Source organism: Elusimicrobiota bacterium (assembly GCA_040757695.1).
Taxonomy (GTDB): Bacteria; Elusimicrobiota; UBA8919; order UBA8919; family UBA8919; genus JBFLWK01.
Map to the genome: position 1 here is coordinate 51,167 of JBFLWK010000004.1, position 24,881 is coordinate 76,047.

At 37.2% G+C, this 24,881-nt stretch carries 27 protein-coding genes and 1 tRNA gene; 27 read left to right on the forward strand and 1 reads right to left on the reverse strand.

Annotated features, from left to right (window positions below; translation table 11 throughout):
• Window position 1 precedes the first annotated feature (1 nt).
• Window positions 2–1,009 (forward strand): zinc ribbon domain-containing protein, encoded by a 1,008-nt coding sequence (locus AB1349_01325; protein ID MEW6555977.1) that lies wholly within the window; start codon window positions 2–4, stop codon window positions 1,007–1,009.
• Window positions 1,010–1,019: 10 nt separating this feature from the next.
• On the opposite strand, the gene AB1349_01330 is transcribed toward AB1349_01325, so the two are convergent.
• Complete coding sequence (locus tag AB1349_01330) at window positions 1,020–1,145, reverse strand: hypothetical protein (protein ID MEW6555978.1); 126 nt, start codon at window positions 1,143–1,145, stop codon at window positions 1,020–1,022.
• Window positions 1,146–1,537: 392 nt separating this feature from the next.
• Between AB1349_01330 and mnmG the strand changes: the two genes are divergently transcribed.
• The 26 genes from mnmG to AB1349_01460 all read left to right on the forward strand — a co-directional run bounded on the left by mnmG (window position 1,538) and on the right by AB1349_01460 (window position 24,720).
• Window positions 1,538–3,319: a tRNA uridine-5-carboxymethylaminomethyl(34) synthesis enzyme MnmG gene (gene mnmG / locus AB1349_01335; GenBank protein ID MEW6555979.1), complete on the forward strand. Its 1,782-nt coding sequence runs from the start codon at window positions 1,538–1,540 to the stop codon at window positions 3,317–3,319.
• On the forward strand, window positions 3,312–3,632 hold the full coding sequence (locus AB1349_01340; GenBank protein ID MEW6555980.1) for a hypothetical protein: 321 nt from the start codon (window positions 3,312–3,314) through the stop codon (window positions 3,630–3,632). Before mnmG ends, AB1349_01340 begins: the two co-directional genes overlap by 8 nt.
• A gap of 2 nt (window positions 3,633–3,634) precedes the next feature.
• Window positions 3,635–5,479, forward strand: a complete 1,845-nt coding sequence (locus AB1349_01345) for a DUF2723 domain-containing protein (GenBank protein ID MEW6555981.1) — start codon at window positions 3,635–3,637, stop codon at window positions 5,477–5,479.
• Window positions 5,476–6,531: a 16S rRNA (guanine(527)-N(7))-methyltransferase RsmG gene (gene rsmG / locus AB1349_01350; protein MEW6555982.1), complete on the forward strand. Its 1,056-nt coding sequence runs from the start codon at window positions 5,476–5,478 to the stop codon at window positions 6,529–6,531. Before AB1349_01345 ends, rsmG begins: the two co-directional genes overlap by 4 nt.
• Window positions 6,532–6,556: 25 nt before the next feature.
• A tRNA-Arg gene (locus AB1349_01355) sits at window positions 6,557–6,630 on the forward strand.
• 8 nt (window positions 6,631–6,638) lie between these two features.
• Window positions 6,639–6,974 (forward strand): PilZ domain-containing protein, encoded by a 336-nt coding sequence (locus AB1349_01360; protein MEW6555983.1) that lies wholly within the window; start codon window positions 6,639–6,641, stop codon window positions 6,972–6,974.
• Window positions 6,971–7,852, forward strand: a complete 882-nt coding sequence (locus AB1349_01365) for a thermonuclease family protein (GenBank protein MEW6555984.1) — start codon at window positions 6,971–6,973, stop codon at window positions 7,850–7,852. The genes AB1349_01360 and AB1349_01365 overlap by 4 nt, the downstream gene beginning before the upstream one ends.
• 20 nt (window positions 7,853–7,872) lie before the next feature.
• On the forward strand, window positions 7,873–8,292 hold the full coding sequence (locus AB1349_01370) for a hypothetical protein (GenBank protein MEW6555985.1): 420 nt from the start codon (window positions 7,873–7,875) through the stop codon (window positions 8,290–8,292).
• Window positions 8,289–9,290 carry an NAD-dependent epimerase/dehydratase family protein gene (locus tag AB1349_01375; protein MEW6555986.1) on the forward strand — a complete coding sequence of 334 codons (1,002 nt, stop codon included), beginning with the start codon at window positions 8,289–8,291 and terminating at the stop codon, window positions 9,288–9,290. Before AB1349_01370 ends, AB1349_01375 begins: the two co-directional genes overlap by 4 nt.
• Entirely contained in the window at window positions 9,287–10,336 is a 1,050-nt protein-coding gene (locus AB1349_01380) for an aspartate-semialdehyde dehydrogenase (GenBank protein MEW6555987.1), read from the forward strand. The genes AB1349_01375 and AB1349_01380 overlap by 4 nt, the downstream gene beginning before the upstream one ends.
• A complete protein-coding gene (locus AB1349_01385) occupies window positions 10,333–12,333 on the forward strand; it encodes a CoB--CoM heterodisulfide reductase iron-sulfur subunit A family protein (protein ID MEW6555988.1) in 2,001 nt (666 codons plus the stop codon). Before AB1349_01380 ends, AB1349_01385 begins: the two co-directional genes overlap by 4 nt.
• Before the next feature lie 31 nt (window positions 12,334–12,364).
• Complete coding sequence (locus AB1349_01390; GenBank protein MEW6555989.1) at window positions 12,365–13,546, forward strand: ATP-binding protein; 1,182 nt, start codon at window positions 12,365–12,367, stop codon at window positions 13,544–13,546.
• 17 nt (window positions 13,547–13,563) lie between these two features.
• A complete protein-coding gene (locus AB1349_01395) occupies window positions 13,564–13,953 on the forward strand; it encodes a hydrogenase iron-sulfur subunit (protein MEW6555990.1) in 390 nt (129 codons plus the stop codon).
• Window positions 13,954–13,998: 45 nt separating this feature from the next.
• Window positions 13,999–14,724 (forward strand): 4Fe-4S dicluster domain-containing protein, encoded by a 726-nt coding sequence (locus tag AB1349_01400; GenBank protein ID MEW6555991.1) that lies wholly within the window; start codon window positions 13,999–14,001, stop codon window positions 14,722–14,724.
• Window positions 14,725–14,763: 39 nt separating this feature from the next.
• Window positions 14,764–15,081, forward strand: coding sequence for an NYN domain-containing protein (locus AB1349_01405; GenBank protein ID MEW6555992.1), 318 nt, complete (start codon window positions 14,764–14,766; stop codon window positions 15,079–15,081).
• 142 nt (window positions 15,082–15,223) lie between these two features.
• Window positions 15,224–16,849, forward strand: coding sequence for an FAD-binding protein (locus tag AB1349_01410; protein MEW6555993.1), 1,626 nt, complete (start codon window positions 15,224–15,226; stop codon window positions 16,847–16,849).
• A gap of 141 nt (window positions 16,850–16,990) precedes the next feature.
• Window positions 16,991–17,248: a translation elongation factor-like protein gene (locus AB1349_01415; protein MEW6555994.1), complete on the forward strand. Its 258-nt coding sequence runs from the start codon at window positions 16,991–16,993 to the stop codon at window positions 17,246–17,248.
• Between the two features lie 23 nt (window positions 17,249–17,271).
• Window positions 17,272–19,110, forward strand: coding sequence for an aldehyde ferredoxin oxidoreductase family protein (locus AB1349_01420; protein MEW6555995.1), 1,839 nt, complete (start codon window positions 17,272–17,274; stop codon window positions 19,108–19,110).
• A 9-nt stretch (window positions 19,111–19,119) separates the two neighbouring features.
• Window positions 19,120–19,320 (forward strand): hypothetical protein, encoded by a 201-nt coding sequence (locus tag AB1349_01425; protein MEW6555996.1) that lies wholly within the window; start codon window positions 19,120–19,122, stop codon window positions 19,318–19,320.
• An 18-nt stretch (window positions 19,321–19,338) separates the two neighbouring features.
• Window positions 19,339–20,589, forward strand: a complete 1,251-nt coding sequence (locus AB1349_01430) for a Glu/Leu/Phe/Val dehydrogenase (protein ID MEW6555997.1) — start codon at window positions 19,339–19,341, stop codon at window positions 20,587–20,589.
• Between the two features lie 84 nt (window positions 20,590–20,673).
• Entirely contained in the window at window positions 20,674–21,582 is a 909-nt protein-coding gene (locus AB1349_01435) for a nitrilase-related carbon-nitrogen hydrolase (protein MEW6555998.1), read from the forward strand.
• A gap of 12 nt (window positions 21,583–21,594) precedes the next feature.
• Window positions 21,595–21,807 carry a DUF5678 domain-containing protein gene (locus AB1349_01440; protein ID MEW6555999.1) on the forward strand — a complete coding sequence of 71 codons (213 nt, stop codon included), beginning with the start codon at window positions 21,595–21,597 and terminating at the stop codon, window positions 21,805–21,807.
• Complete coding sequence (locus AB1349_01445; protein MEW6556000.1) at window positions 21,804–22,196, forward strand: aspartyl protease family protein; 393 nt, start codon at window positions 21,804–21,806, stop codon at window positions 22,194–22,196. Before AB1349_01440 ends, AB1349_01445 begins: the two co-directional genes overlap by 4 nt.
• Window positions 22,197–22,468: 272 nt before the next feature.
• The gene (locus AB1349_01450) at window positions 22,469–22,786 is read left to right on the forward strand and encodes a hypothetical protein (protein MEW6556001.1); all 318 of its coding nucleotides are present in this window, start codon (window positions 22,469–22,471) and stop codon (window positions 22,784–22,786) included.
• Between the two features lie 40 nt (window positions 22,787–22,826).
• A complete protein-coding gene (locus tag AB1349_01455) occupies window positions 22,827–23,195 on the forward strand; it encodes a hypothetical protein (GenBank protein MEW6556002.1) in 369 nt (122 codons plus the stop codon).
• Between the two features lie 19 nt (window positions 23,196–23,214).
• Entirely contained in the window at window positions 23,215–24,720 is a 1,506-nt protein-coding gene (locus tag AB1349_01460; GenBank protein ID MEW6556003.1) for an NCS1 family nucleobase:cation symporter-1, read from the forward strand.
• Window positions 24,721–24,881 lie beyond the last annotated feature (161 nt).

Consider the following 24,881-nt stretch of genomic DNA (forward strand, 5'->3'; position numbering starts at 1 on the left):
CATGAACTGTCCAAAATGTAATTACGAAAATAAAGATGATGCGTTATATTGTGGGTTATGTTATGAAGTTTTGAAGAGAGAAGTTTCTCCTGAAAAAGATAATGCCACATTTCGCCAGTCAAAAAAATCATATATATGGGTAATATGGCTATTTTTTATTATTATGACAGCAGGCTATTTACTATTGACACAATGGGCAAGTATAATTGAAACCATTACAAAAACACGAATACAAAAAAATATTGCAAGACGAGAAAAAGAACTTATCAGGGAGTTGGAAAAGAGACGACAAGAATTTAATCCATATACAGGTGAAGCCAATATAAATGTTAATCCAGTAACTGTTCTGAATAGTTTCACAAGAGATGAATTTATAAATTTCAGAAAAAACAGAGTTGCAGAGTATTCATTTCTTAATATATTCCCTAAAGATTATTCTCCACATGATAGCATATTTGGGTCAATAACTTTCGGTGTTGACTGGGTAGAAGGTATTCCATTTTATGTGTGTAATCCATACTTATTGATTATACTAACCTGCGCAGATCATGCGACACCGATTGCTTATTACTGTAAGAACACTACAAATATCAAAGTTAACTACTCCAACGGAAAAATTGAAGAAATTTATGAAGGAGAAGAAGCATTAAATTGGTTTAATATATTATATTCATATGATGATAATCCTGGTATTATAGCAATAAGAATGGTGAATGCTCGCGATGCACATTTATTATATGCCTGTATTGATAAAGAAAAAACTGTAAATGTTGATTTTAGCTGGAGTGCTTCTCCAAATAATATTACCAATTCAATACGCAATACATATGGTTTTTTTCATGTTGGTAAATATGGAAAAAATAATTTTTCACCTGAAGATAATTGCTCGTGGTTAAAATTATCGGCGAGAAACAAATATACCTGTATATATATCAAATTATACTTAATGAAACTGGTAGATATAAATCAAAAAGAAGATTTTGCATACATTATAAAAATAATTCCCTGAAAAACTAAATCTATGAAATACTTGAGATACTTTGGAGATTTATCGTCTGAAAATATTTGATGAAATCATTTTCAGAATCAGTTAAATCTTCATATGAATACGAAAACGGTTTAAGTATCAGTTGATATTCTACCATAATTTCTTTTCCTCCTTTTTTGGCTGGGGGTGTTCAATAATTCACCCCTGTGCTGTTCAATAATTATTGTAGCCAAAAAGGGAAAGAAATGGTAGAAAAAATATCAAGTAACCCAACGGAAATATGTTTTATTCACATATATTTGTTTCTTTGCCTTGTAACCAGAAAAGCGTGGGTTAAGTTTGGGAAAGGTTGGGGGTTAAGTTTGTCAAAGAGCTAAAAATAATGATAAAACTTGGTAAAATATGGCAAATCAAATGCTGATTTCAGGGGTTAAGTCTGCATTTCCGTGTAACATTCTCCGACACTAAAATCAGTATTGAACAGGATTAATTAGATATATTCAGCAATGGTTCTGGGAAAAAGACGAACTTAGACCATAAAAGAAATAAATGTTCACATATCCGGAAAAATTTGATGTGATTGTTGTAGGTGCAGGGCATGCGGGTTGTGAGGCCGCGTTGGCTTCTGCACGGGTTGGTAAAAAAACTTTGCTTCTTACAATCAACGCCGATACCGTGGCCCAGATGTCCTGCAATACCGCAATCGGCGGTGTCGCAAAAGGACAGATTGTCAGAGAGATAGATGCACTCGGCGGTGAAATGGCAAAAAATACTGATAAAACGGGGCTACAATTCCGTATTCTTAATCGTTCAAAAGGTCCCGCGGTTCAATCACCGCGTGCCCAGTGCGATAAAAAACTGTATCAATTTACAATGAAACATACTGTTGAAAAACAAGAAAATCTTAAACTCATTCAAGCAGAAGTTGTAGAAATTTTAACTGATGATAACAAGGTAATTGGCATTCTCGCAAAGCCTGGTATAAAATTTTTAGGAAAAATAGTAATCGTTACAACAGGCACTTTCTTGAAAGGGCTTATACATATAGGCGAGACAACATTTAACGCAGGCAGAAGTGGTGAGTTTGCCGCAATGCAGCTTTCTGATTCCCTGAGAAAACTTGGGTTTGAAATAGGGCGTCTTAAAACAGGCACACCACCGAGAGTAAATGGTAAAACAATTGACTATTCAAAATGTATACAGCAACCTGGTGACATTTCCCCAATACCTTTTTCACATTTCACATCACACATTACACAGAAACAACTACCCTGCTGGCTGACTTATACGAATACCAAAACACACGAAATTATATCAGCAAATTTTCATCGGGCACCACTTTTCTCAGGACAGATTAAAGGCATAGGACCAAGATACTGTCCGTCTATTGAAGATAAAGTAAAAAAATTTCCAGAAAAAGAACGACACCAAATTTTCCTTGAGCCGGAGGGGTATAATACTGAAGAGGTATATTGTAACGGACTTGCAACTTCATTGCCATATGATGTTCAATATGAAATGCTGAAAACAATCCCCGGACTTGAAAATTGCCAGATGATACGACCGGGTTATGCGATAGAATACGATTTCTGCCCACCTACGCAATTGAAACCGACACTTGAGACGAAACTTATTGAGAATCTCTTTTTTGCAGGGCAAATAAATGGAACTTCCGGTTACGAGGAAGCAGCAGGACAGGGGGTAGTTGCGGGTATAAATGCGGTTGCAAAAATTAAAGGTCTTGAACCACTGATTCTGTGTCGGGATGAAGCGTATATCGGTGTTCTGATAGATGATTTGGTTACAAAAGGTGTGCTTGATCCATATAGAATGTTCACTGCTCGTGCAGAGTACCGTCTGCTTTTACGCGCGGATAATGCCGATTTGCGCCTGATAGATTATGGATACAAGTATGGTTTGGTTAGTGAGGACATTTACAAAAAATTTCAGAAGTATAGGACACTTGTCCTACAAAATTTGTCGTCAGAAATTAGGACATTTGTCCTACAAAATTTGGAAGATATTTTTCCATGGACAAAAGAAAAAATTGAAGTTGAAATTGAAATCGCCCAAAAATATCAAGGTTACATAAAAAGACAACTCACAGAAGTTGAAAAGTTCAAAAAAATAGAGACAAAAAAAATTCCACCAAATATCAATTACAACGACATCCCTGGGCTTCTTACAGAAAGCAGACATAAATTAAACCAGATTAGACCACTGTCTGTCGGGCAGGCATCAAGAATTTCCGGTGTTACACCGGCTGATATAGGAATTGTTATGGTCTGGCTTGAAAAACAGAAATATGAAAAACCAGCAAATTATGAATGATTCTGATACGGATACTACGCCGTTAAATGATTTAGATACTGAAGCAGTTCTGACTTTTGTTTCCAAAAACATTTTTGGTTTTAAGAAAGTGTTCAATTTTTTCAATGTGCATTTTGAATACAAAAACTTATTTTCGCCATCCTCTATTTTCGGCACAAAAAAGAAAGTTCCTTACAGTTCTATCAAGCAAATAATCTGTTCCAAAAACAATATAAAGATACAACTCTATGATAAAAAACGACCGATTAGAATCTATAATGTTGAAAACATAACTGAAAAAACTCAGAACTTAAAAAACCTTACAGGATTTTAAGTATGCCATTTTTGATTTTTAATTTTACATTTTTGATTTACCTCTATACGATGTATCCGACAATCTCACCGTATCGGGATAGTGGTGATATGATTGTTTCTGCATTTACTCTCGGGATTGCCCATCCACCCGCCTATCCGTTGTATGTTCTATTAGGTAAAATTTTTACAGTAGTCATTCCATTTGCGAATATCGCATATCGTGTCAATTTAATGAGTGCATTTTGGGGTGCGTTGACCTGTTCAGTTTTGTATGTAGTAATAAAAAAAATTGGTGAGCGAATTCTCAATAATAAAAAACAAATCTTAATATCAGGTTCTGTAGTTATTGTATTACTTTTTTGTTTAAGTTCGTCTATGCATTCGTTAAGTATCGTTTCTGAAATGTATTCGCTGAACGCTTTTTTTGCCGTTTTGATAATTTATTTGATTTCGTTTCTACCTTCTACCTTCTACCTTCTACCTGCCTTTTTGTTCGGGCTTGCGCTCGGCAACCATCACACGCTTGTGCTTTTGCTTCCCGGAATTATTTATTTGCTGATTATTCGGTTAGGCAAAACCTTTTTACCTTTCACCTTTTACCTTCTACCTGCCTTTTTGCTGGGTTTTTCTGTATATCTTTTTCTGCCAGTTCGGTCTGCACAGAAACCGACTGCGAACTGGGGTTCGCCTTCTGGCTCATTAAGAAATTTATACAGGGTTTTAACACGCGCTGATTACGGAAGTATTCGGCTTCATCCTGAGAAAAGTCCAACAGAACAGAATGTTGCTACCACAGTTAAAAGTTTCTTTAATTTTTTGAATGTGTTAATACAGCAGTTTGATTACTGGATTATTCCATTTCTGGGATTAGGGATTTATTATTCTGTAAAACAAAAAGTCTTCTGGCAGTTGGTCCTGCTCTGGTTTTTTTCAGGACCTGTGTTTTTTATAGTTTCCAATTTACCGCTAGAAGAAAAAACATCACTCCCTATATTAGAACCGTATCTTATGCTACCGCTACTGATTTTTGGTCTCTGGGTTTGTATTGGATTTTTTTATGCAGTTCGTTATTTTAGTCAATATAAAAATGAAAAAAAAATATCTTTTTTGATAATTACTGGACTCTTTTTTTTGATACATATAAAATTGCCAAAGTTAAACAAACGGTTTGAATTTATCGGAAACGATTATTCAATGGATTTACTCAAAACCTTACCGCCATATTCCGTTTTGTTTAATCCCGACGATACAACAACATTTACGCTGAGATATCAGCAGGAATGTCTTGGGAAACGAAAAGATATTTCGCTTGCTGTTTTTTACAAAACCTTTTGGGGCTATCAACAACTTAAAGAAAAAAAACCGGAGATTTTACCTGACTACGAAATAAAATCCGGGATAGAACTTGAAAACATTCTTGTCTCGTATAATTATTATCGGCTACCATTCTTTTCTGATAATATCTCAAAAATTCCAACGGCTTACAAAACCATACCCACAGGATTGCTTTACGGGAATAAAGAGATTTTTGAAGAGATGTTTGACTTTTATATTTTACCGCCGAGAACTTCCGGTAAAAGAAGATTTTTTACCAACCAGATAATAAACTACTATTCTGCTGGTTTCAACAATTTAGGGCTTGTATTTAACGAAAAAAAGTTATATAATAAAAGTATTCGGCTCTTTGAAAATGCTGTTACAATAGACCCGACACTTTCACAAGGCTGGAATAATTTGGGTGTCGCATACTGGCAGAAAGGTGATTATCAGAAAGCTGCCGAGTATTTTGAGATTGCGTTAAAATATGCGCCTGATGATGAAGAGTTAAAAAAGAATTTTTTGCTCGCTAAAGAAAAAATAAAATGAAAACTGAAACATTGAACTTTTTTTTATCCGGGCTGAAAATACTTAATCTAAAACTTGCTCCACAACAAACTGAACAGTTTTCAATTTATTTAGACGAACTTAAAAAATGGAATGAACAATTCAACTTAATAGGCCCTGCAACTGATGAAGAAATTGTCCAAAAACATTTTTTGGATTCGTTAAGTGTTCTTTTAGCATTCCCAACTGTCAACTGTCAACAGCCAACCGCTGTTCTTGATATTGGCACAGGTGCAGGTTTTCCAGGAATACCAGTCAAAATTGCAAGACCTGAAATTTTTTTAACACTGCTGGATTCATCAAAGAAAAAAACAGAGTTTTTAAGACATCTCTGTAAAAAACTGAATATCACTGCAGATATTATATGGGATAGAGCCGAAAGTATAGCCACCAAAACGACAAAGCGATATGATATAATCATAACAAGGGCAGTCGCAAAATTGGCAAAAACAGAAAAATTGTGTCAGCCATTGTTAAATAAAGACGGGATTGTGCTGCTACTAATAAGCCAGAGAACAGATATAAAAAATATAAAAGGAGAGATTATGAAAAAATTTACGCCACCTGCTGAACTTCTACCAGGCAGAACGATTTTAGCAATCAGAAAACAAAAAAATGGGTTCACATTGATTGAAGTAATAATAGCAGTAGCGATTATCGCAATACTTGTGTCTGTTATATTTCCCAAATTTGCTGAAATGATGAGAAAAACAAAAGAAGGATATACAAAAGGTGGACTGGGTAATCTAAGAAGTGCTATCGGGATTTATTATGGTGCAATGGAAGGTGTCTATCCATTAGAAGCAGATGCTTTTATGGGTAGAAAAGGTCCAATTCAAACAAAGTATCTGGAAAGCATGCCTACTGTTAAAATAGGGCTTTCCGCATATGAAGACACAGATGATATGGACGATTTTGATGAAGGCGATAGTTTAACAGATTTAGGCAATTGGGGATATATTTCAACTATTGGGAGTGTTTTTGTTAACGCTAACAAAAAAGATACCAGAGGTGAATACATAAGCAGTTGGTAAAAAAGAAGTAAAAGTGGAATAGAAAGCGCCTATAGCTCAACTGGATAGAGCGTTTGGCTTCGAACCAAAATGTTGAGGGTTCAACTCCCCCTAGGCGCTAATTTCTAATGGACATAAAGAGACGAAAATATCCAAGAATTGTTTATACAGCCGGTGTAGATATTTCTGATGTAACAAACCGTAAAATTTCATACAAAGGTATCATAAAAAATATAAGTTTAGGCGGACTTGCGATTGAAACAGAAAACGATTTACCAATAGGTGGTGAGTTACGATTCGCATTTTTGCTGCCTAACAAAAAAAATATAACAACAATTGGAAAAGTACTCTGGGAATATAAAGATAAGGTCTCAAATTATTACGGTGTCCAATTCGTTTTGGTTGGTTTTTTTAGCAGACTGAAATTGAAACGGTTCATAAATAGTAATCTTCCAAAAACATGAAAGTTAAACTGCTCTTTGTTATACTTTGGACATCGCGCTTGTTTTCAGTTTATACTGCTGAACTTTCTACAAATAAATATACATTCATTGATTGGTCAGTCCCGTATATTATTGAAGAACTTAAATGTGACTATGTTGTAGACGGCGATACACTAAAAACAGCAGACGGGCAGACGATTCGGATGCTTGGCGTGAACACGCCGGAAATAACACACCCATCATATCAAAAATATGAAAATGAGCCCGGCGGCATTGAAGCTAAAGAGTTCGCAATAAAACAGTTAAAAGGCAAAGATATAATTTTGGTGATTGATAAAGAAAATACAAAATGTATCTATGGCAGGATTTTAGGGCTTGTATTTTATACTGATGAAAACGGAAAACAGCGATGTTTCAACTGGGAACTGATAAAAACTGGTTTAGGCAGGGTTCTTATATATCCGGATAATCGGCTCTGTATAGAAGATGACTGGGATACAATGTCAGCCGCAACTTATAAAAAAATTCCGGATAATTTTTATACACTTGCCGAACAATACTGCGCAGAAGGATTAGAAGAAGAGGCGGTTAAAATTTATCAGGCGGGTATAAAAAAATTTCCTTCCGAGATAGGATTTTACGAAGAACTTGCTAATCTATATGATGTTTTGAACCTACCAGGACTGGAACTTGATGTATATCTTGCCTGTTTGGAAAAATATCCAGAGTTATTAGAGTTTCGCAGAAAACTTGCAATCGCATATGAAAAAATGATAAAAGCAGGCGGCTGGGTTTCTAAAAGTAACTATAAAGCCAAAGCGATTGACGAATGGAACAAACTTATAAATACAAAATATGAAAAAGAAGCAAAATCGCATTTATCTATACTTGAAAAATAGAAAAACGGAGGGTCAAGACCATGGCGGATGTAAAATACAAAAGAAGACAGGTGCTTATTGATAAACGGATGCAGTTAAAATATGCTTTTATGATTGGTGGTGTATTAGTGGTTATGCTTCTTCTTGTAGAATATCATACCTATCTTACAATTCAATCCATTCTGCCGAACATTCTGTCTTCCACAATTGGCAAACAAATAAAACAGATTCATTTATGGCTTGCAATCAACAGTTTGATTTACATTGTTTTTGTGGCTGTTGTCTCTATTTATATTTCTCATAAGATTGCCGGTCCTGTTTTTAAGTTAAAAAAACAGATAAGAGAAATCATAAATTCAGGTGATACAAGCAGAAAAATTTTTGTAAGAAAAGGTGACGAATTGCAGGATCTTGTTGCAGTAATAAACGAACTGCTTGAGAAAGCGAGTATGAAAAAATGAAAGCACTTGTGACGGGCGCAACCGGTTTTTTGGGTAGTACTCTTGTTAAAACACTACTTAAAAAAAATTGTTCAATAAAATGTCTCGTCAGAAATCCGAAAAAACTTAAATGGCTTGAAACACTACCTGTTGAGATTGCCGAGTTGCCAGTTGAGATTGTAGTTGGTGATTGTTTGGATAGTTCGTCGCTTGATTTTGCAGTTACTGATGTTGATTATGTTTTTCACTGTGCAGGACTTGTAAGAGCAATAAAGCCCGACGACCTCTATCTAACAAATGTTAGAGGAACAAAAAATCTTATTGAGAAAGTTTTAGACAAAAATCCAAACCTGAAAAGATTCGTTTATGTCTCTTCACAGGCGGCTGCCGGTCCGTCAGAAGAAGGAAGACGAAAAACGGAAGACGAGCCGGCAAATCCAGTTTCGCATTATGGATATTCTAAACTTTTGGGTGAACTGGAAGTTAAAAAATATAATGAAAAATTACCGGTGACCATTTTAAGACCTTCGGTGATTTATGGACCGCAAGACAAAGATGTTTTTGTTTTTTTTAAGTTCGCCCAAAAAGGAATCCTGCCAATCCCTGAAGAAGAAAAATATATCAGTATAAGTTTTGTATCCGATATTGTAGACGGGCTGATTTCATCTGCGTTAAGTGATATAGCAAAAAATAAAACATATTTTATAGGTGATGATACTGTTTTTTCATTAACCGAGTTTTGTCTTCTTCTAAAAAGAATAATAAATCCAGAGACAAAAATAATACAAACCCCGTATTTTTTGTATTGGCTGTCCGCATTTTTTTCAGAACTTTCAGCAAAACTTACAAATAAACCCGCTGTTCTATCTTTTGATAAACTAAAAGAAATAAAACAAAAAAACTGGCTGTTCTCAGCAGCAAAAGCAGAATCTGATTTTGGTTATTTACCAAAAATTTCACTTGACGAAGGTATAAAAATTACATATAACTGGTATAAAAAAGAAGGCTGGCTAAAATGAAACAATACAATGTTGCGGTTGTCGGCGCGACAGGTGCTGTCGGGATTGAGATGGTTAAGATGCTAGAGAAAAGGGATTTTCCCGTCGGGAATCTTTATCTTTTCGCATCTTCAAGAACCGCCGGCCAGAAATTAAAATTCAAAAATAAAGAGATTATCGTTGAGGATATCAACAAAATCAATGACTACTCGCTACTCGCTACTCGCTACTCGCTTAACCTTGCACTCTTCTCTGCAGGTGCTTTCGTCTCAAAAGAATGGGCACCGCGGTTTGCCGAGCAGAATATCTTTGTGATTGATAATTCGTCTTGTTTCCGTATGGAAAAGGATGTCCCGCTGGTTGTTCCGGAAGTCAACCCACACACGCTCTCAAAATCTCAAAAAATTATCGCAAATCCGAATTGCTCAACAATCCAGATGGTCGTCGTGTTAAAACCACTACACGATGCTGCTAAAATCAGAAGAATAATCGTGGCAACATATCAGGCAGTTTCAGGTGCCGGTGGCAGAGCATTAGATGAATTTCAGCGGCAAATAATGGCTTGGTCAAAAAACGAACCAATCCCGCCAGCAGAAAAACTGCCATACCGGATTGCGTTTAATGTGATTCCGCAGATTGATATTTTTTTAGAGAATGGTGGAGGATACACTAAAGAAGAGATGAAAATGGTTAACGAGACAAAAAAAATACTTGAAGACAATACTAGTACTATAAAAATTTCTGCTACTTGTGTTCGTGTCCCGGTTATGCGGGGGCATTCAGAAGCGGTCTGGATAGAGACATCTGAAAAACTTACACCACAGGATGTACGGGATATTCTGAAAAATGCGGAAGGTGTCGTTGTTGTAGACGACCCGGCACAGAAAAAATATCCGATGCCGATTGATGCCGATGGAAGACAGATGACTTTTGTCGGGCGTATTCGGAAAGATATTTCATCAGAGTATGGGCTTGCTTTCTGGATAGTGTCGGATAATTTACTAAAAGGCGCTGCACTTAATGCTGTCCAGATTGCCGAAACGCTTGTATCTAAAAAGTTTTTATGAAAAAAATTGGCGTGTTTGTCTGTCATTGTGGAATAAATATCGCTCAAACGGTGGATATTGAAAAAGTTGTCCAATCTCTAAAGTCACAAGTCCAGTTTATCACCGACTATAAATATCTCTGCTCGGACCCCGGTCAGGATATTGTAAAAAATGCAGTTAAAGAATATCAACTTGAATGCGTTGTGATTGCTGCATGCTCGCCAACACTTCACGAAAACACTTTCCGTCGGGCAGTTTCATCAGTTGGGCTTAATCCATATCTCTGTGAAATTGCAAATATCAGAGAACAATGCTCGTGGGTGCATAAAGAAAAAAATGTTGCGACTGAAAAAGCAATCAAAATTATAAAATCAATAACTGCAAAAACAAAACTTAATCTATCACTTTCTGAAATAAAAGTGCCTGTTACAAAACGGGCATTAGTTATCGGCGGTGGGATTGCAGGAATACAGTCGGCAATAGATATTGCAAACAGTGGCTACGAGGTAATTCTTGTAGAAAAATCAGCATCTATCGGTGGCAGAATGGCGCAACTTTCTGAAACATTCCCAACACTAGATTGCTCTCAATGTATCCTTACACCAAAAATGGTAGAATGTGAACAGCATCCAAAAATTAAACTTTATACCTACTCTGAAATAGAAGAAGTCAAAGGATATGTTGGCAATTTTGAAGTAAAAATCAAACAAAAGGCGGCATGTCTTGACAGGAAAAAATGTACAGGCTGCGGACTCTGTATAGAAAAATGTCCTGTAAAAATTCTGTCTGAGTTTGATGCTGGGCTCGGTAAAAGGAAGGCAATCTATACACTATTTCCACAAGCGGTTCCTAATAAACCGGTAATTGATAAGGAGCATTGTTTGTATTTGAAAACGCGAATGAACACGAATGAAAAAAACGCGAACGAACGCGAATCAAAAGGGAAGTGTAGAGTTTGTGAGAGAATTTGTCCTGCAGGTGCGATTGATTTTACCCAGCAGGATATTTTTAGTACTGAAAAAGTCGGTGCAATTGTCGTTGCTACCGGTTTTGATTTATTCCCGAAAGAAAACATTGGCGAGTACGGCTATGGAAAATATCCGGATGTTATAGATGGTTTGCAATTTGAACGACTACTTTCTGCTTCAGGTCCGACAAAAGGCGAAGTTTTACGCCCGTCTGACAGTAAAATTCCACAAAAAATCGTCTTTATACAATGCGCTGGTTCACGTGATACCGAAAATGGCGTGCCTTATTGCTCAAAAATATGCTGTATGTATACTGCGAAACATGCAACACTTTACAAACATAGAGTCCATAACGGGCAGGCGTACATTTTTTATATTGATATTCGGTCAGGCGGTAAGGGCTATGAAGAATTTGTCCAGCGAGTTCAGGAACAAGATAGAGTAACATATTACAGAGGAAAGGTCTCAAAAGTTTTTCAGGATGACGGCGAAATGGTTGTCAAAGGTGTTGATACTTTATCAGGTCTGCCAATAGAAATTTCAGCAGATATGGTTGTTCTTGCAACTGCGATTGTTTCTAACCAAAACGCAAAAGAATTAGCTAAAAAACTAAAAACTAATATTGATCAAAATGGGTTTTTAACAGAAGCACATCCAAAATTAAGACCTGTAGAATCGTTAACAGCAGGTGTTTTTCTTGCTGGCTGTGCTCAAGCACCCAAAGATATTCCTGAGACAGTTGCGCAAGCATCCGCGAGTGCTGGTAAGGTTGCTTCATTATTTTCTGCTGATAAACTTTCACACGAGCCTACAGTTGCCAAGGTTGATGAAGAAAAATGTAGTGGATGTAGGATTTGTATATCGGTCTGTCCCTACGATGCCCGTGAATATGAGGAAGAGGGGGGGAAGAAAATTGTCAAAGTGAATGAAGTGCTCTGTGAAGGTTGTGGTAGTTGCGTATCTGCCTGTCCATCTGGTGCAACTACACAATGTAACTTAACTGATGAGCAAATATTTGCAATGACGGAAGCGGTCTTAATGAGAACTTGACAAATAGCATTACTTTTTGTATATTAATAATATGCTTTTAGAAAGAAAACTTTACAGACCGATACAAGCTTATATAGATTCAAAAGAAGCAATAATTATCACTGGTATGCGGAGAACCGGGAAAACCTCATTACTCCGTTTTATTTACGAACGGATATCTTCATCAAATAAAATTTTTTTGGATTTAGAAAATCCGCTGAATCAGAAATATTTTGAAGAGACAAATTACGAGAGGATAAAATCAACCCTTGAATTTTTGGGTTTGAATTTTACGCAAAAAGCGTATCTCTTTTTAGATGAAATTCAGCTGGTGAAGAATCTCCCCCGAGTGGTGAAATATCTGATTGACCATTATAAAATAAAATGTTTTCTGACTGGTTCGGCAAGTTTTTATTTAAAAAATTTATTTACCGAATCGCTTGTGGGAAGAAAATATATCTTTGAACTTTTCCCGTTAGATTTTGAAGAATTCTTATTGTTTAAAAATAGCAAAATCAAACTTCCCGACAGAAAAAGTAGAATTACTCGCCCCATTTTTGATACAATCTCAAATTTGTATGATGAATATATTTATTATGGTGGTTTCCCAGAAGTTGTCTTAAAAACAAATTTTGAGGAAAAGAAAAAATCATTAGAAGACATTTTTACTTCTTACTTCCAATTAGAAGTCCTCAGATTGGGAGATTTCAGAAAGAATGAAGTTATTCGTGATTTAATCCTCCTTTTGATGGAAAGAGTTGGTTGGAAACTGGACATTAATAAAATTTCGTCCGAGTTAGGTATTTCAAGGATTACAGTTATGCAGTATATTTCATTTTTAGAAGGGACTTATTTTATTAAACTGGTGAAACCATTTTCCAGAAACCGAGATACAGAAATTAGAAAGATGCCTAAAGTATATTCTTGTGACTCTGGATTAGTTAACCATTTTTCTAAAATAAGCGAAGGGAATTTATTTGAAAGCAGTATATTTCAGAATTTGCGGATGCGTGGAGAGATAAATTATTATCAGAAAAAAAGTGGAGTTGAGATAGATTTTATCTTAAATAAAGAAATAGGTATTGAAGTTAAAATAAAGCCGACCGAAAATGATGTCAGAAGATTAGAGAAAATAAGTAAAAAAATAAGGTTAAAGAAGTTTAAAATTTTTACCAGGAATTATCCTTCAAATTTAGATAAAATGAAAAATGTAGAATTCGGTTTCTTCATTTAGAGGAAAATTCAAAATTTATGAACTGCGAACCAAGAATAATTTGTTTCTTATGTAAATGGTGTACATATGCGGGTGCGGATTTGGCAGGAACTACCCGTATGGAGTATTTACCAAATGGTATAATTATCCGAGTGAACTGCTCAAGCCGGATTGACCCTGAACATATTTTATGGGCTTTTAAGAATGGTGCAGATGGCGTGTTTGTCGGCGGATGTCATCCAGGTGATTGCCACTACCAAAATGGGAATTATAAAACATTACGCCGAATTATACTATTGAAAAAACTGCTAAAACAAACTGGAATTGACGAAAGAAAATTGCGTTTGGAGTGGATTTCAGCATCCGAATCCCAAAAATTTGTAAATACAATCAACGAGTTCACAACAGAGATAAAAAAGTTGAAATAAACTTTTCGCGTTAGCGACAACATGAAAACATTATGGAGGAAAATCATGCCAAAAACAAAACTGACTAAACGAACTCAACCAACTCAACCGACGCAACTGTCAACCATTTACATTATGGGAAAAAAATATGAAGTGCCGAAGGACTTAACAATTATGAAAGCGATTGAATACGCTGGCTACCAACTCATTCGTGGCTGTGGCTGCCGTGGTGGTTTTTGTGGTGCCTGTGGCACAATTTATCGGACTAAAAATGATTACAAAATTAAAGTAGGGCTTGCCTGTCAAACAGTTGTTGAAGATGGAATGTATTTAGCACAGATTCCATTTTTTCCTGTTAAAAAACCGGAATACAATATTGACAAATTACAGCCAACCGCAGAGACAATTTTCCAAATTTTTCCTGAGATTATGCGATGCCTTTCCTGTAATACCTGCACAAAAGCATGTCCGCAGGATATCAATGTGATGGACTATATTCAATCAATAATTCAGGGTGATATTCCAAAAGCGGCAGATTTGTCTTTTGACTGCCTTATGTGTGGATTGTGTGCGTTGCGTTGCCCAGGTGAAATCAGTCAGTTTCAGTCGGCAATTTTAGCCCGTCGGCTTTTTGCAAAATATCTGCAACCGAAAGCAAAACATCTTTCTGTGCGGCTTAAAGAAATGTCAGACGGTAAATTTGACGATGAAATAAAAAAAATTATGCAACTGAACATAGAAGAATTGAAAAAAATGTATAACCAACGAGAAATAGAACCCGAAGAACTGTAATAACAAAATAATTGCACTGAATACAAAGTTCTTGAAAGTTTGTATACCTCATTACAAGAATATGGTTATATCCTGATCTTTAAACCAACTTTATTCCTGCCAAATGGCAAAGTGAAAGGTAATATAGATGCGGAGTTAGTACTTCATACAATGATAGAGTATCCCAATTATGATAAAGCAGTTATCGTAACCGGAGATGGAGATTTTCACTGTTTAATTGAATATCTCAAAAGACATAATAAATTGGGAAAAATTATCGTTCCAAATCGGTATAGATTTTCTTCACTTCTTAGGAAATTTGCTCCTCAAGATATGGTTTTTATGAATGGATTGAAAGCCAAGTTGGAATATAAATAAAAATGAGGGATATTGCCGCGGGACGAGCCCTTTGGATAATCCCTCATCGTGATTCAATAATAGTATAACAAAATATTTTAATTTTGTCAAGTGTTTTTTAAGATTTCAAATTTTTAAATACAGAGATTTAAAGGAGTAAGTTATGGGTTATCCTAAAGAATTCCAAAAATCAGTTGAGAAACTTGTAGCGACAAGAACAGAGCGGCTAAAACAAAAAATTACTGCACTCAACCCGGAAGAGAAAGAAAAACTCTTAAAGGATTTTCATCCGGACTATAAATCAGGCACTCAAAGAAAATTACAACTCGGGTCCAACAAGGGCGACTCAACACCACATGAAATTGCAGATATACTTGAAAGTTACAGCAAGATAAATCCTGATGAAATTGACCCCCGAAAGAAACAATCGGGGGTTGACTTATCAAATCCGGATTTTACAACGGATATTTTAATCATCGGTGGTGGCGGTGCGGGTTGTGCTGCGGCACTTGTTGCACAAGAAAATGGCTGTAATGTCTTGCTTGCTACAAAACTGCGGCTCGGTGACGCGAATACAATGATGGCACAAGGCGGGATTCAAGCTGCAGATAAAGAAAATGATTCGCCTGGTTTACATTATCTTGATGTTATAGGTGGTGGTGGCTACAAAAATATCCCTGAGTTAGTTAAATCGCTTGTGATGGATGCACCTTATATAATGAACTGGCTTGAAGAACTTGGTTGTATGTTTGACAAAAAACCAGATGGCGAATTTGTTACAATTCATGGTGGCGGCACCTGTAGACGAAGAATGCACGCAGCACGGGATTACACAGGTGCCGAGATAATGCGTGTTTTAAGAGATGAAATAAAAAATAGAAAAATCCAGACGATAGAATTCTCACCAGCAATTGAAATTTTAACTGATAATGGGAAATGCACAGGTGCAGTTCTTTATAATCTGGAAACAGAAAAATATCTTGTTGTTGCTGCAAAAACGGTAATTTTAGCAACAGGTGGCAGCGGACGGCTGCATATCCAGAATTTTCCGACGACAAACCATTATGGTGCGACAGGTGATGGGCTTGTGATTGCGTATCGTGCAGGCGCAAAATTGGCATTTATGGATACGATTCAGTATCATCCGACGGGTGTTGCATATCCGGAACAAATCGTTGGATTGCTGATTACCGAAAAAGTGAGAGGACTCGGTGCAAACCTTGTAAATTGTGATGGTGAACGATTTATTTATGAACTTGAAACAAGAGATACCGTTGCATCAGCAATCATCAGAGAATGTTCAGATAGAAAAAAAGGTGTTGTAACACCAACAGGGATGCAAGGTGTTTGGCTGGATACACCGATGATAGACATTTTGCGTGGTGCCGGGACAATAAAATCACGATTGCCTGCAATGCATCGCCAGTTTATCAGATTCGGGATTGATATGTCAGAAGAGCCGGTTCTGACTTATCCGACTCAGCACTATCAAAACGGAGGTGTGTTAATCAATGATAGATGCGAAACGAATGTTGAAAATCTTTATGTGGCAGGTGAGGTTTCAGGCGGTGTTCACGGCAGGAATCGTCTTATGGGCAACTCGCTTTTAGATATTCTGGTTTTCGGTCGTCGTGCCGGTAAAAACGCAGCAGAAAAATCTAAAAAAATAAAACAAGGAAAACTATCGCTTGAACATATAAAAAAGTTTAATCAGTCACTCAGAAAACTTAAAATTCCGCCTGATAAAATATCACCAATAGTTTTGCCAGATTACAGTGGAAAAACATAAATTGACATTGTTGGTTAAATTTTGTAAAATGATGCTGTTGAAAAAGTCCTACAAGCCGTCATTGTAAGACTTAATAGAGTTTGCTGTTTCGGATTTGGAATTTGGAATTTGAAATTTGCCGTTAAAAGGGGGTGAGAAACAATGAACGAGATAGAGATAGGTGTTGTTGACCATTTTTACGGACACATTCCGGCTGCAACATTTACAGTTAAGTGCGAAAAAGTATCAGTGGGTGACACGATAAAGATTATAGGACACGGACACGAGTTCACACAGCAGATTGAAGAGATGCAGATAGACAGACAAAATATCCAGGAAGCAAAACAAGGCGATGCAGTTGGAATAAAGGTGCTGCAGAAAGTAAAACCTGGCGATAAAATCTACAAAATCGTAGAATAAACCCGAAAGTGTCATTGGAAATTATGCCGAACGGATTTCATGGTAAATTGTTGGTTGTGAATTTAACCACACAAAAGATAGTAGAACGAAAAATTGACGATGCGGATGTCAAAAAATATTTTTTAGGTAGTGGCTTGGCTGCAAAAATTTTGTATGAAGCATATAAGCCACAAATCAATCCGCTATCTCCTGACAACCCGTTAATTTTTATGACAGGAATTTTTACTGGAACAATTATTCCAACCGCTTGCAAGCTTTCGGTCTGTGCAAAATCGCCATTAACAGGTATCTGGAATGAAGCAACCGTTGGTGGACATTTCCCGGCAACTTTTCGTGCTACCGGTTATGATGGAATGATAATTACCGGCAGGTCTGAAAAACCCGTCTATCTTTTTATAGAAGATATAAGATATAAGATACGAGATGCGAGCAATCTCTGGGGCAAGGATACATATCAGACAGCCGAAATTTTGGTTAATGAACATGGAACAGATGTAAAAGTTGCATGTATCGGTCCTGCGGGTGAAAAATTGAATTGTATCGCATCAATTGCCTGCGATGGTATGATTTCCCGTCAGGCTGCAAGAGGTGGTGTCGGCGCAAATATTGGCTCAAAAAATCTGAAAGCGATCGTCTGCCGAGGAAAAAAACGGGTTGATATTGCAGACCGTGACGGGCTTCGTGAATTATTAAAAAAACAGATTCCTGAATTGGTAGAGAACACAAAAGGCTTACATGAGTTTGGTACATCAGGTGGTGCACCAGCAGTTGAGGCATTTGGGGATTTATCAATCAAGAACTGGCAACTTGGTGCGTGGAAAGATGAGATAGCAAAAATTTCAGGCACGAAGGTGCGTGAAACAGTTTTTGAGAAACATTACAACTGCTATTCCTGCCCAATCGGCTGCGGAAAAATTGTGAAGGGTGAATTAAAAGGGTTCGGTAGTTTTCACGGCAGATATTCGGAATACGAATCTACCGGGATGCTCGGCTCAAATTGTCTGAATTCCGACTTAAATTTGCTGTGTTATACTGTTGAATTATGTAACCGTTACGGGCTGGATACAATCCATGTCGGTAATGCGATTGCGTTTGCGATGGAATGTTTTGAAAAAGGCATAATAACCACGAATGACACGAATGGGCTTGAAATAAAATGGGGCGATGCGAAGACAATGGTCTCTCTTATTCACCAGATTGGCAACCGAGAAGGTTTCGGTGGTGAATACCTTGCTGATGGCGTCGCAAAAGCAGCAGAGAAAATTGGCAAGGGTTCCGACGATTTTGCAGTGCATACAAAAGGGTTTGATTATCCCGCACACGACCCAAGAGGTCATGTCGGAATGGCATTGAATTATGCAACTGCATCTCGTGGCGCCTGTCATCTTGAAGGACTGACATATTTTTTTGATAGAGGAATTCCAGCACCTGATTTAGGAATCATATCTCCGCCGAATCAATTTGATGAAACCGGAAAACCAAAAATCGTTTTTGATTCACAAAATTATCTCTCGGTGTTTAACCCATTAGGTATCTGTAAATTTCTTTTTGTTGGACGAGTAGGACCTAAAATGGTTGCCAGTTGGTTAGAAAAGGTCTGTGGCTGGGATGGATATTCAATGGATGACTTGATGACAACAGGCGAGCGGCTGTTTAATCTGAAACGGATGTATAATGTAAAACTTGGAATATCTTCCAAAGACGACAAATTACCGAAGCGTCTGCTTGAAGCCAAGCCCGATGGAAAAGCGAAAGGTGTGGTGCCTAAACTTGACAAGATGTTACCGGAGTATTATCAACTTCGTGGCTGGTCTGATGACGGTATTCCAATAGAAAAAAAATTAAAGGAACTAGGATTATAACAACTTTTTATGAAACTTTCAGAAATTGAAAAAAAAGAAATGCTTGAAGACAGCAAAAGTAAAAAACGGATGCTTGACTTCAGAAAAATACAACATATCCAAAAGAAAATGGCTTTTGAGGAATATATTGAGTGGCTAATGGAAATACAGAAAATTCACCCGGTAAAACCAAATAAAAATTCTGTTATCTATAAAAATATAAAAATTTAATGGAAATAGGGGGGGGGTATGGTTGAAAAGATTAATCCGTGGCAGGTGGCACTGGAGCAGTTGGATGAAGTGGCAGGGAAGATGAATCTGGATCCGGGTATTCACAAGAAACTCAGAAATTGCAAAAGAATACTCACCGTTTCTGTGCCGGTAAAAATGGATGATGGCTCTGTAGAAGTTTTTGAGGGCTACCGCGTTCAGCACAACATAGACAGAGGTCCCGGCAAGGGCGGAATAAGATTCCATCCTGATGTCTCACTTGACGAAGTAAAAGCGCTTGCGATGTGGATGACCTGGAAATGTGCGGTGGTGAACATCCCTTACGGTGGTGCCAAAGGTGGTGTGATATGCAACCCAAAGAAAATGTCTTTAGGCGAACTTGAACGGCTCACCAGAAGATACGCATCTGAAATTTTTATCATAATAGGTCCTGAGAAAGATATTCCAGCACCAGATGTCTACACTACACCACAGGTGATGGGCTGGATAATGGACACATACTCAATGAATGTAGGTCACTGCGTACCCGGGGTTGTGACAGGGAAACCGCTATCAGTTGGTGGTTCAGAAGGCAGAAACGAAGCAACAGCCCGTGGCTGTGTATTCACAATTTTGGAAGCCTGTAAACATTTAGGTATAAACATTAAAGATGCAACCGTCGCTATTCAGGGCTATGGGAATGCCGGCTTGATTGCCCATCGGTTAATCGTTAATGAAGGTGCAAAAGTAATAGCAGTTAGCGATTCAAAAGGTGGAGTGATAGATGAAAAAGGGCTTGACTTCAAAGCGATGGAAGAACATAAAAAGAAAACCGGTTCAATTGTAGATTTTTCAGGTGCTAAAAATATTACCAACGCGGAACTTCTGGAATTGGAATGTGATATTCTGATACCAGCTGCTCTTGAAAACCAAATTACAAAAGAAAATGCTCCACGACTAAAAGCCAAAATCGTCGCTGAAGCAGCAAACGGTCCTACAACACCCGAAGCGGATAAAATCTTGTATGACAAAAAAATTTTTCTTATACCGGATATACTCTGTAATGCAGGTGGTGTAACCGTTTCATATTTTGAATGGGTTCAGGACCTGCAGGCACATTTCTGGAAAGAGACGGATGTTAATGAAAAACTTCGTGAAATAATGACACGCAGCTTTGGTGAAGTTCTGTCAATTTCGCAGAATGAAAAAGTAAATATGCGACTGGCTGCTTATATTCTTGGTGTAGGTAGAGTGGCTGAAGCAATAAAAGTCAGAGGAATATATCCGTAGACGCAGATGACCGCAGATTTATCAGCGGCAATCAGCGTTAAAAATCAGTGGTAATCTGCGTCCTTAGATACAGGGAGGAACAATATGGCAAGAATGATTAGGGGTGGGTTAATTCAGGCATCTAATGTTATCTCACCAACGAAAGATACATCAAAGATGTCAAAGAATGAGATTAAGATTGAGATTGAGAAGATTAAAAAAGTGATGATGGAAAAACATGCGAAACTGACGGAGGAAGCAGGTAAAAAAGGCGTTCAGGTTCTATGCTATCAGGAACTATTTAATCTTCCGTACTTCCCGGCAGAACACCATCAGAGATGGTATGACTCCGCCGAACCGATACCGGGTCCGACAACGGAAGAGGTCTCAAAATGGGCAAAAAAGTATTCTATGGCAATAGTTGTTCCAATTTATGAATACGCTATGGATGGTGTGTATTACAATTCCTGTGCGGTTATTGATGCCGGAGGCAAACTTTTAGGCACTACACGAAAAATGCATATTCCATATGTTCATCCCGGATTTTATGAAAAGTATTATTTCAAGCCAGGAAATACAAACTATCCGGTATTCCAAACCGCATATTGTAAAGTAGCACCTTATATCTGTTATGATAGACATTTTCCCGACGGTGCCAGAATTTTAGGGCTTCATGGTGCAGAGATTTTGTTCAATCCATCTGCCACGACTGCCGGCGTATCAAAATATCTGTGGGAGTTAGAACAGCCCGCACACGCGGTTGCAAATGGTTATTTCGTCGGTGCTATCAATCGTGTTGGCGAAGAAGAGCCCTGGAAAACAGGCAGGTTTTACGGCTCTTCGTATTTCTGTGACCCGAGAGGAAAAATACTTGTGAAAGGTTCCGAAGATAAAGACGAAATTATTGTTGCTGATTTGGATATGGAATTGATTTACGAAGTCCGAAACGCATGGGCGTTTTATCGCGACCGCCGTCCTGAAACATATGGGGATTTAACAAAGCTGTTGCCATAAAAAGGAGGAAAAGTGAAAGAAAAAGGATTGAAATGGCTTTCAAAAAATGAGAAAAAAATTGAAAAATATTCTGGGAAATGGATTGCTTTTGTCACAAACAAGGGAATTCTTTCTAGCGGAGAAACAGTAAAAGAAGTTATAGATATAGCGGAAAAAAAATATTGTATATCAAACCCTTTTGTTTTTAAAGTCCCACGAAAAGATGAAGAGATGTATATTTTATGAAATATAAATATCCTTATTTAAAATTTAGAAATCAATTTTACCCGTTGGTTCCTTTAAAAATCTGTAGTGGAAAAAGATATGTTAATACTTTTGCTCTGGTTGATTCTGGTGCTTCAATTTGTCTGTTTAAACCTGAAATAGCAAATCATCTCGGGATTGAAGTAGAAGAAGGCGAGGAAATTTTATTAGAAGGGATAAGTGGAAAAATAAGCATCTATTTACATAAAGTTACAATTCAGATAGGGATAGACAAATTTGATGCAACTGTTGGATTTTCAGAGGAGTATACAGCAAGTTTCAATCTAATTGGCAGAAAAGATTTTTTTGATAGGTTTATAATATCTTTTAATGAGAAAAATAAAAAACTTGAACTTTTAAATGTAAAATAATTCCGTTTTTTCTTGCTAAAAGTTCCAGTTTATAGTTTATAAATAATGGTGACGGAGAAAAGTCAAACATTAGAAACATAAGAAAGATTAAGAAAGATTGGGAAAGATTTTTAATTTTTAATTGCTATTAAGAAATGGAGTCGGGAGAAAACACATATAACCCTAAGATATTGCCGACATATCTCATCGCCAGTCACAGCGTTAGTTGCAGTTGCTACGGGGTCGCTTTCAAGAATTTTATATAACTCGCTAATTAACTTATAGGTATGACTATGAAAAACCTATGGAATAATGTGAAAAGAGAACATGTTATTAAGGCTATTCAGAAATTTGAAAAGCTTAATCCAGATTATCCTAAACCTCGAAATACCTTTTTAGTTTATAATGGCAAGATATACCCTGCTAAACATATTCGTGGACTTGCATTTGAAATTGCAAATAACAAAGAAATTAAGAAAAGCGAATATAGTGGTGGCCAAGAAACAGTAAATTTTTTCAAAAAACTTGGATTTGAAGTTGAATATAAGAAGGCCCGAGGAAACATAATGGGCGGAGTTGAATGGTTAACTTATTTCTGTAACTTTAAATAAATTTGGCAGAAAAAAATTGAAGAAGAAAACAAATTTTAGTATGGAAATTGTTTTTTATCCTGATGAAAATAAAGTTCGCGAAACAATAAAAGAAAACGACCCGGTTTTTGTGCTTGTTTCGTTTGATAAAAACGAGGTTTTAGTTGCACCAGCCGATGATGTGGTTGAACATACTATAATGCTCAGAAAACTTGGTCGTTCGGAACTGGATATTGACAAATATTATCGTGTGGTGGTCAATGGAACAGGTGCGGACTGGACATTTGTCTGTCCCTCGGATTACAAAGGCATTTCTGATAAAACCCGCCGAATAGAGCAATTTTATAATGATGGTATAGGTGCAATTGATTTAGCACTTAAGAAAATCGGATACAATGTAGAAATTGGAATTCCAACAAGATATAGATGACATTTTAAGATGATGAGCGATGGATAATAACGAAGAAAAAATTGTTGATGGGATTCATGAATTAACCTGTGATTTATCAGCAAGCAAATTCTGGAATAAGGATATTGCACCAACGAAAATTTCAGATAGAAAATGGAAAACATTGGATATTGCTGCGCTATGGGTCGGTATGAGTGTATGTATTCCGACATATATGCTCGCGTCATCATTAATTGCACAGGGAATGGCCTGGTGGCAGGCGATTTTAACAATTCTTTTCGGCAATTCAATTGTTTTAATTCCGATGGTATTAAACGCTCATGCAGGAACAAAATACGGGATTCCATTTCCTGTTTTTTGCCGTGCATCATTCGGAGTTCTTGGCTCAAATATTCCCGCACTGCTTCGGGCAATCGTTGCCTGTGGATGGTTTGGTATTCAGACATGGATTGGTGGATGGGCAATATATCAACTTGTTTGCGCTATCTATCCAGAGATTGCAACCTGGCGAAACATTTTTCCCGCCGGTTTTGATCTGACCACCGGCACAGGACTCTGCTTTTTAATTTTTTGGTTAATAAATATGTTTGTTGTTTACAGAGGGATGGAGTCAATCAGGCATCTTGAGGATTGGGGAGCGCCGTTTCTTTTAACCGTTGGAATTTTACTTTTAATATGGGCATACATTAAAGCAGACGGATTTGGGCCAATGCTTTCTCAGGGTTCAAAGTTTGAGACGAGAGGAGAATTCTGGTTTTTCTTTTTTCCGGCACTAACCGGAATGGTTGCATACTGGGCAACTTTATCTTTGAACATTCCCGACTTCACAAGATTTGCCAAGTCCCAGAAAGACCAGGTCCTCGGACAGTCACTCGGTCTTCCGACAACAATGGCACTTTTTTCATTCATAGGTGTAGCGGTTACATCAGCAACAATAATTATTTTTGGTGAGGCAATCTGGGACCCAATTATTCTTTTATCAAAGTTTAAGAGTTTCTGGGTTGTAATAATATCAATGGCAGGACTTTCAATTGCAACACTCACGACAAACCTTGCCGCAAATGTTGTTTCCCCTGCAAATGATTTTTCAAATCTTTGGCCAAGAAAAATCTCTTTTAGAACAGGTGGATTTATTACAGGAATTTTAGGGATTTTAATGATGCCATGGAAACTGATTGCTGACCCGAAGGGCTATATTTTTACCTGGCTGATTGGGTATTCTGCATTGTTGGGACCAATTGGCGGAATTATAATCTGTGACTATTTTGTTATAAGAAGAACAAAATTAAATCTTCCGGATTTATACAGAAATGGAGAGTATTCATATAAAAAGGGATTTAACTGGAAAGCAATAGTTTCTCTTGTTGTTGGTATTTTGCCGAATATCCCGGGTTTTCTAAATCAGGTTGGAGTCGGTGGAATTTCGCAGTTCTTTCAGTATGTTTATACATATGCATGGTTCGTCGGATTTTTCGTTTCATTTGTGACATACTTAATTTTGATGAAAACAAAAGATAATAGAAAGCAGTTAGCGGTTAGTGGGTAAAACGAACGCCACACGCCAAATTTTAGGAGGCAAGAAGATGAGTGTGCCAAGAAAGTTCCTTGAATTCTTGTCGGTGGAAGTCCGAACTGGATAAAGGGTAGCGACCAGTCCAACACCAAATCCCACAGTTAATAAGGCAACGAACTAACTGATGCTGGGAT

What these genes read in the sequence shown, in the direction of transcription:
- AB1349_01340 (MEW6555980.1), top strand. Translation starts at nt 3,312, where the DNA reads ATGAATGATTCTGATACGGATACTACGCCGTTAAATGATTTAGATACT.
- AB1349_01455 (MEW6556002.1), top strand. Translation starts at nt 22,827, where the DNA reads ATGGAAATTGTTTTTTATCCTGATGAAAATAAAGTTCGCGAAACAATA.
- AB1349_01420 (MEW6555995.1), top strand. Translation starts at nt 17,272, where the DNA reads ATGCCGAACGGATTTCATGGTAAATTGTTGGTTGTGAATTTAACCACA.
- AB1349_01330 (MEW6555978.1), bottom strand. Translation starts at nt 1,145, where the DNA reads ATGGTAGAATATCAACTGATACTTAAACCGTTTTCGTATTCATATGAA.
- AB1349_01425 (MEW6555996.1), top strand. Translation starts at nt 19,120, where the DNA reads ATGAAACTTTCAGAAATTGAAAAAAAAGAAATGCTTGAAGACAGCAAA.
- AB1349_01360 (MEW6555983.1), top strand. Translation starts at nt 6,639, where the DNA reads ATGGACATAAAGAGACGAAAATATCCAAGAATTGTTTATACAGCCGGT.
- AB1349_01375 (MEW6555986.1), top strand. Translation starts at nt 8,289, where the DNA reads ATGAAAGCACTTGTGACGGGCGCAACCGGTTTTTTGGGTAGTACTCTT.
- AB1349_01370 (MEW6555985.1), top strand. Translation starts at nt 7,873, where the DNA reads ATGGCGGATGTAAAATACAAAAGAAGACAGGTGCTTATTGATAAACGG.
- rsmG (MEW6555982.1), top strand. Translation starts at nt 5,476, where the DNA reads ATGAAAACTGAAACATTGAACTTTTTTTTATCCGGGCTGAAAATACTT.
- AB1349_01395 (MEW6555990.1), top strand. Translation starts at nt 13,564, where the DNA reads ATGAACTGCGAACCAAGAATAATTTGTTTCTTATGTAAATGGTGTACA.
- AB1349_01435 (MEW6555998.1), top strand. Translation starts at nt 20,674, where the DNA reads ATGGCAAGAATGATTAGGGGTGGGTTAATTCAGGCATCTAATGTTATC.
- AB1349_01385 (MEW6555988.1), top strand. Translation starts at nt 10,333, where the DNA reads ATGAAAAAAATTGGCGTGTTTGTCTGTCATTGTGGAATAAATATCGCT.
- AB1349_01400 (MEW6555991.1), top strand. Translation starts at nt 13,999, where the DNA reads ATGCCAAAAACAAAACTGACTAAACGAACTCAACCAACTCAACCGACG.
- AB1349_01365 (MEW6555984.1), top strand. Translation starts at nt 6,971, where the DNA reads ATGAAAGTTAAACTGCTCTTTGTTATACTTTGGACATCGCGCTTGTTT.
- AB1349_01380 (MEW6555987.1), top strand. Translation starts at nt 9,287, where the DNA reads ATGAAACAATACAATGTTGCGGTTGTCGGCGCGACAGGTGCTGTCGGG.
- AB1349_01460 (MEW6556003.1), top strand. Translation starts at nt 23,215, where the DNA reads ATGGATAATAACGAAGAAAAAATTGTTGATGGGATTCATGAATTAACC.
- AB1349_01430 (MEW6555997.1), top strand. Translation starts at nt 19,339, where the DNA reads ATGGTTGAAAAGATTAATCCGTGGCAGGTGGCACTGGAGCAGTTGGAT.
- AB1349_01390 (MEW6555989.1), top strand. Translation starts at nt 12,365, where the DNA reads ATGCTTTTAGAAAGAAAACTTTACAGACCGATACAAGCTTATATAGAT.
- AB1349_01325 (MEW6555977.1), top strand. Translation starts at nt 2, where the DNA reads ATGAACTGTCCAAAATGTAATTACGAAAATAAAGATGATGCGTTATAT.
- AB1349_01450 (MEW6556001.1), top strand. Translation starts at nt 22,469, where the DNA reads ATGAAAAACCTATGGAATAATGTGAAAAGAGAACATGTTATTAAGGCT.
- AB1349_01415 (MEW6555994.1), top strand. Translation starts at nt 16,991, where the DNA reads ATGAACGAGATAGAGATAGGTGTTGTTGACCATTTTTACGGACACATT.
- AB1349_01410 (MEW6555993.1), top strand. Translation starts at nt 15,224, where the DNA reads ATGGGTTATCCTAAAGAATTCCAAAAATCAGTTGAGAAACTTGTAGCG.
- AB1349_01345 (MEW6555981.1), top strand. Translation starts at nt 3,635, where the DNA reads ATGCCATTTTTGATTTTTAATTTTACATTTTTGATTTACCTCTATACG.
- mnmG (MEW6555979.1), top strand. Translation starts at nt 1,538, where the DNA reads ATGTTCACATATCCGGAAAAATTTGATGTGATTGTTGTAGGTGCAGGG.
- AB1349_01445 (MEW6556000.1), top strand. Translation starts at nt 21,804, where the DNA reads ATGAAATATAAATATCCTTATTTAAAATTTAGAAATCAATTTTACCCG.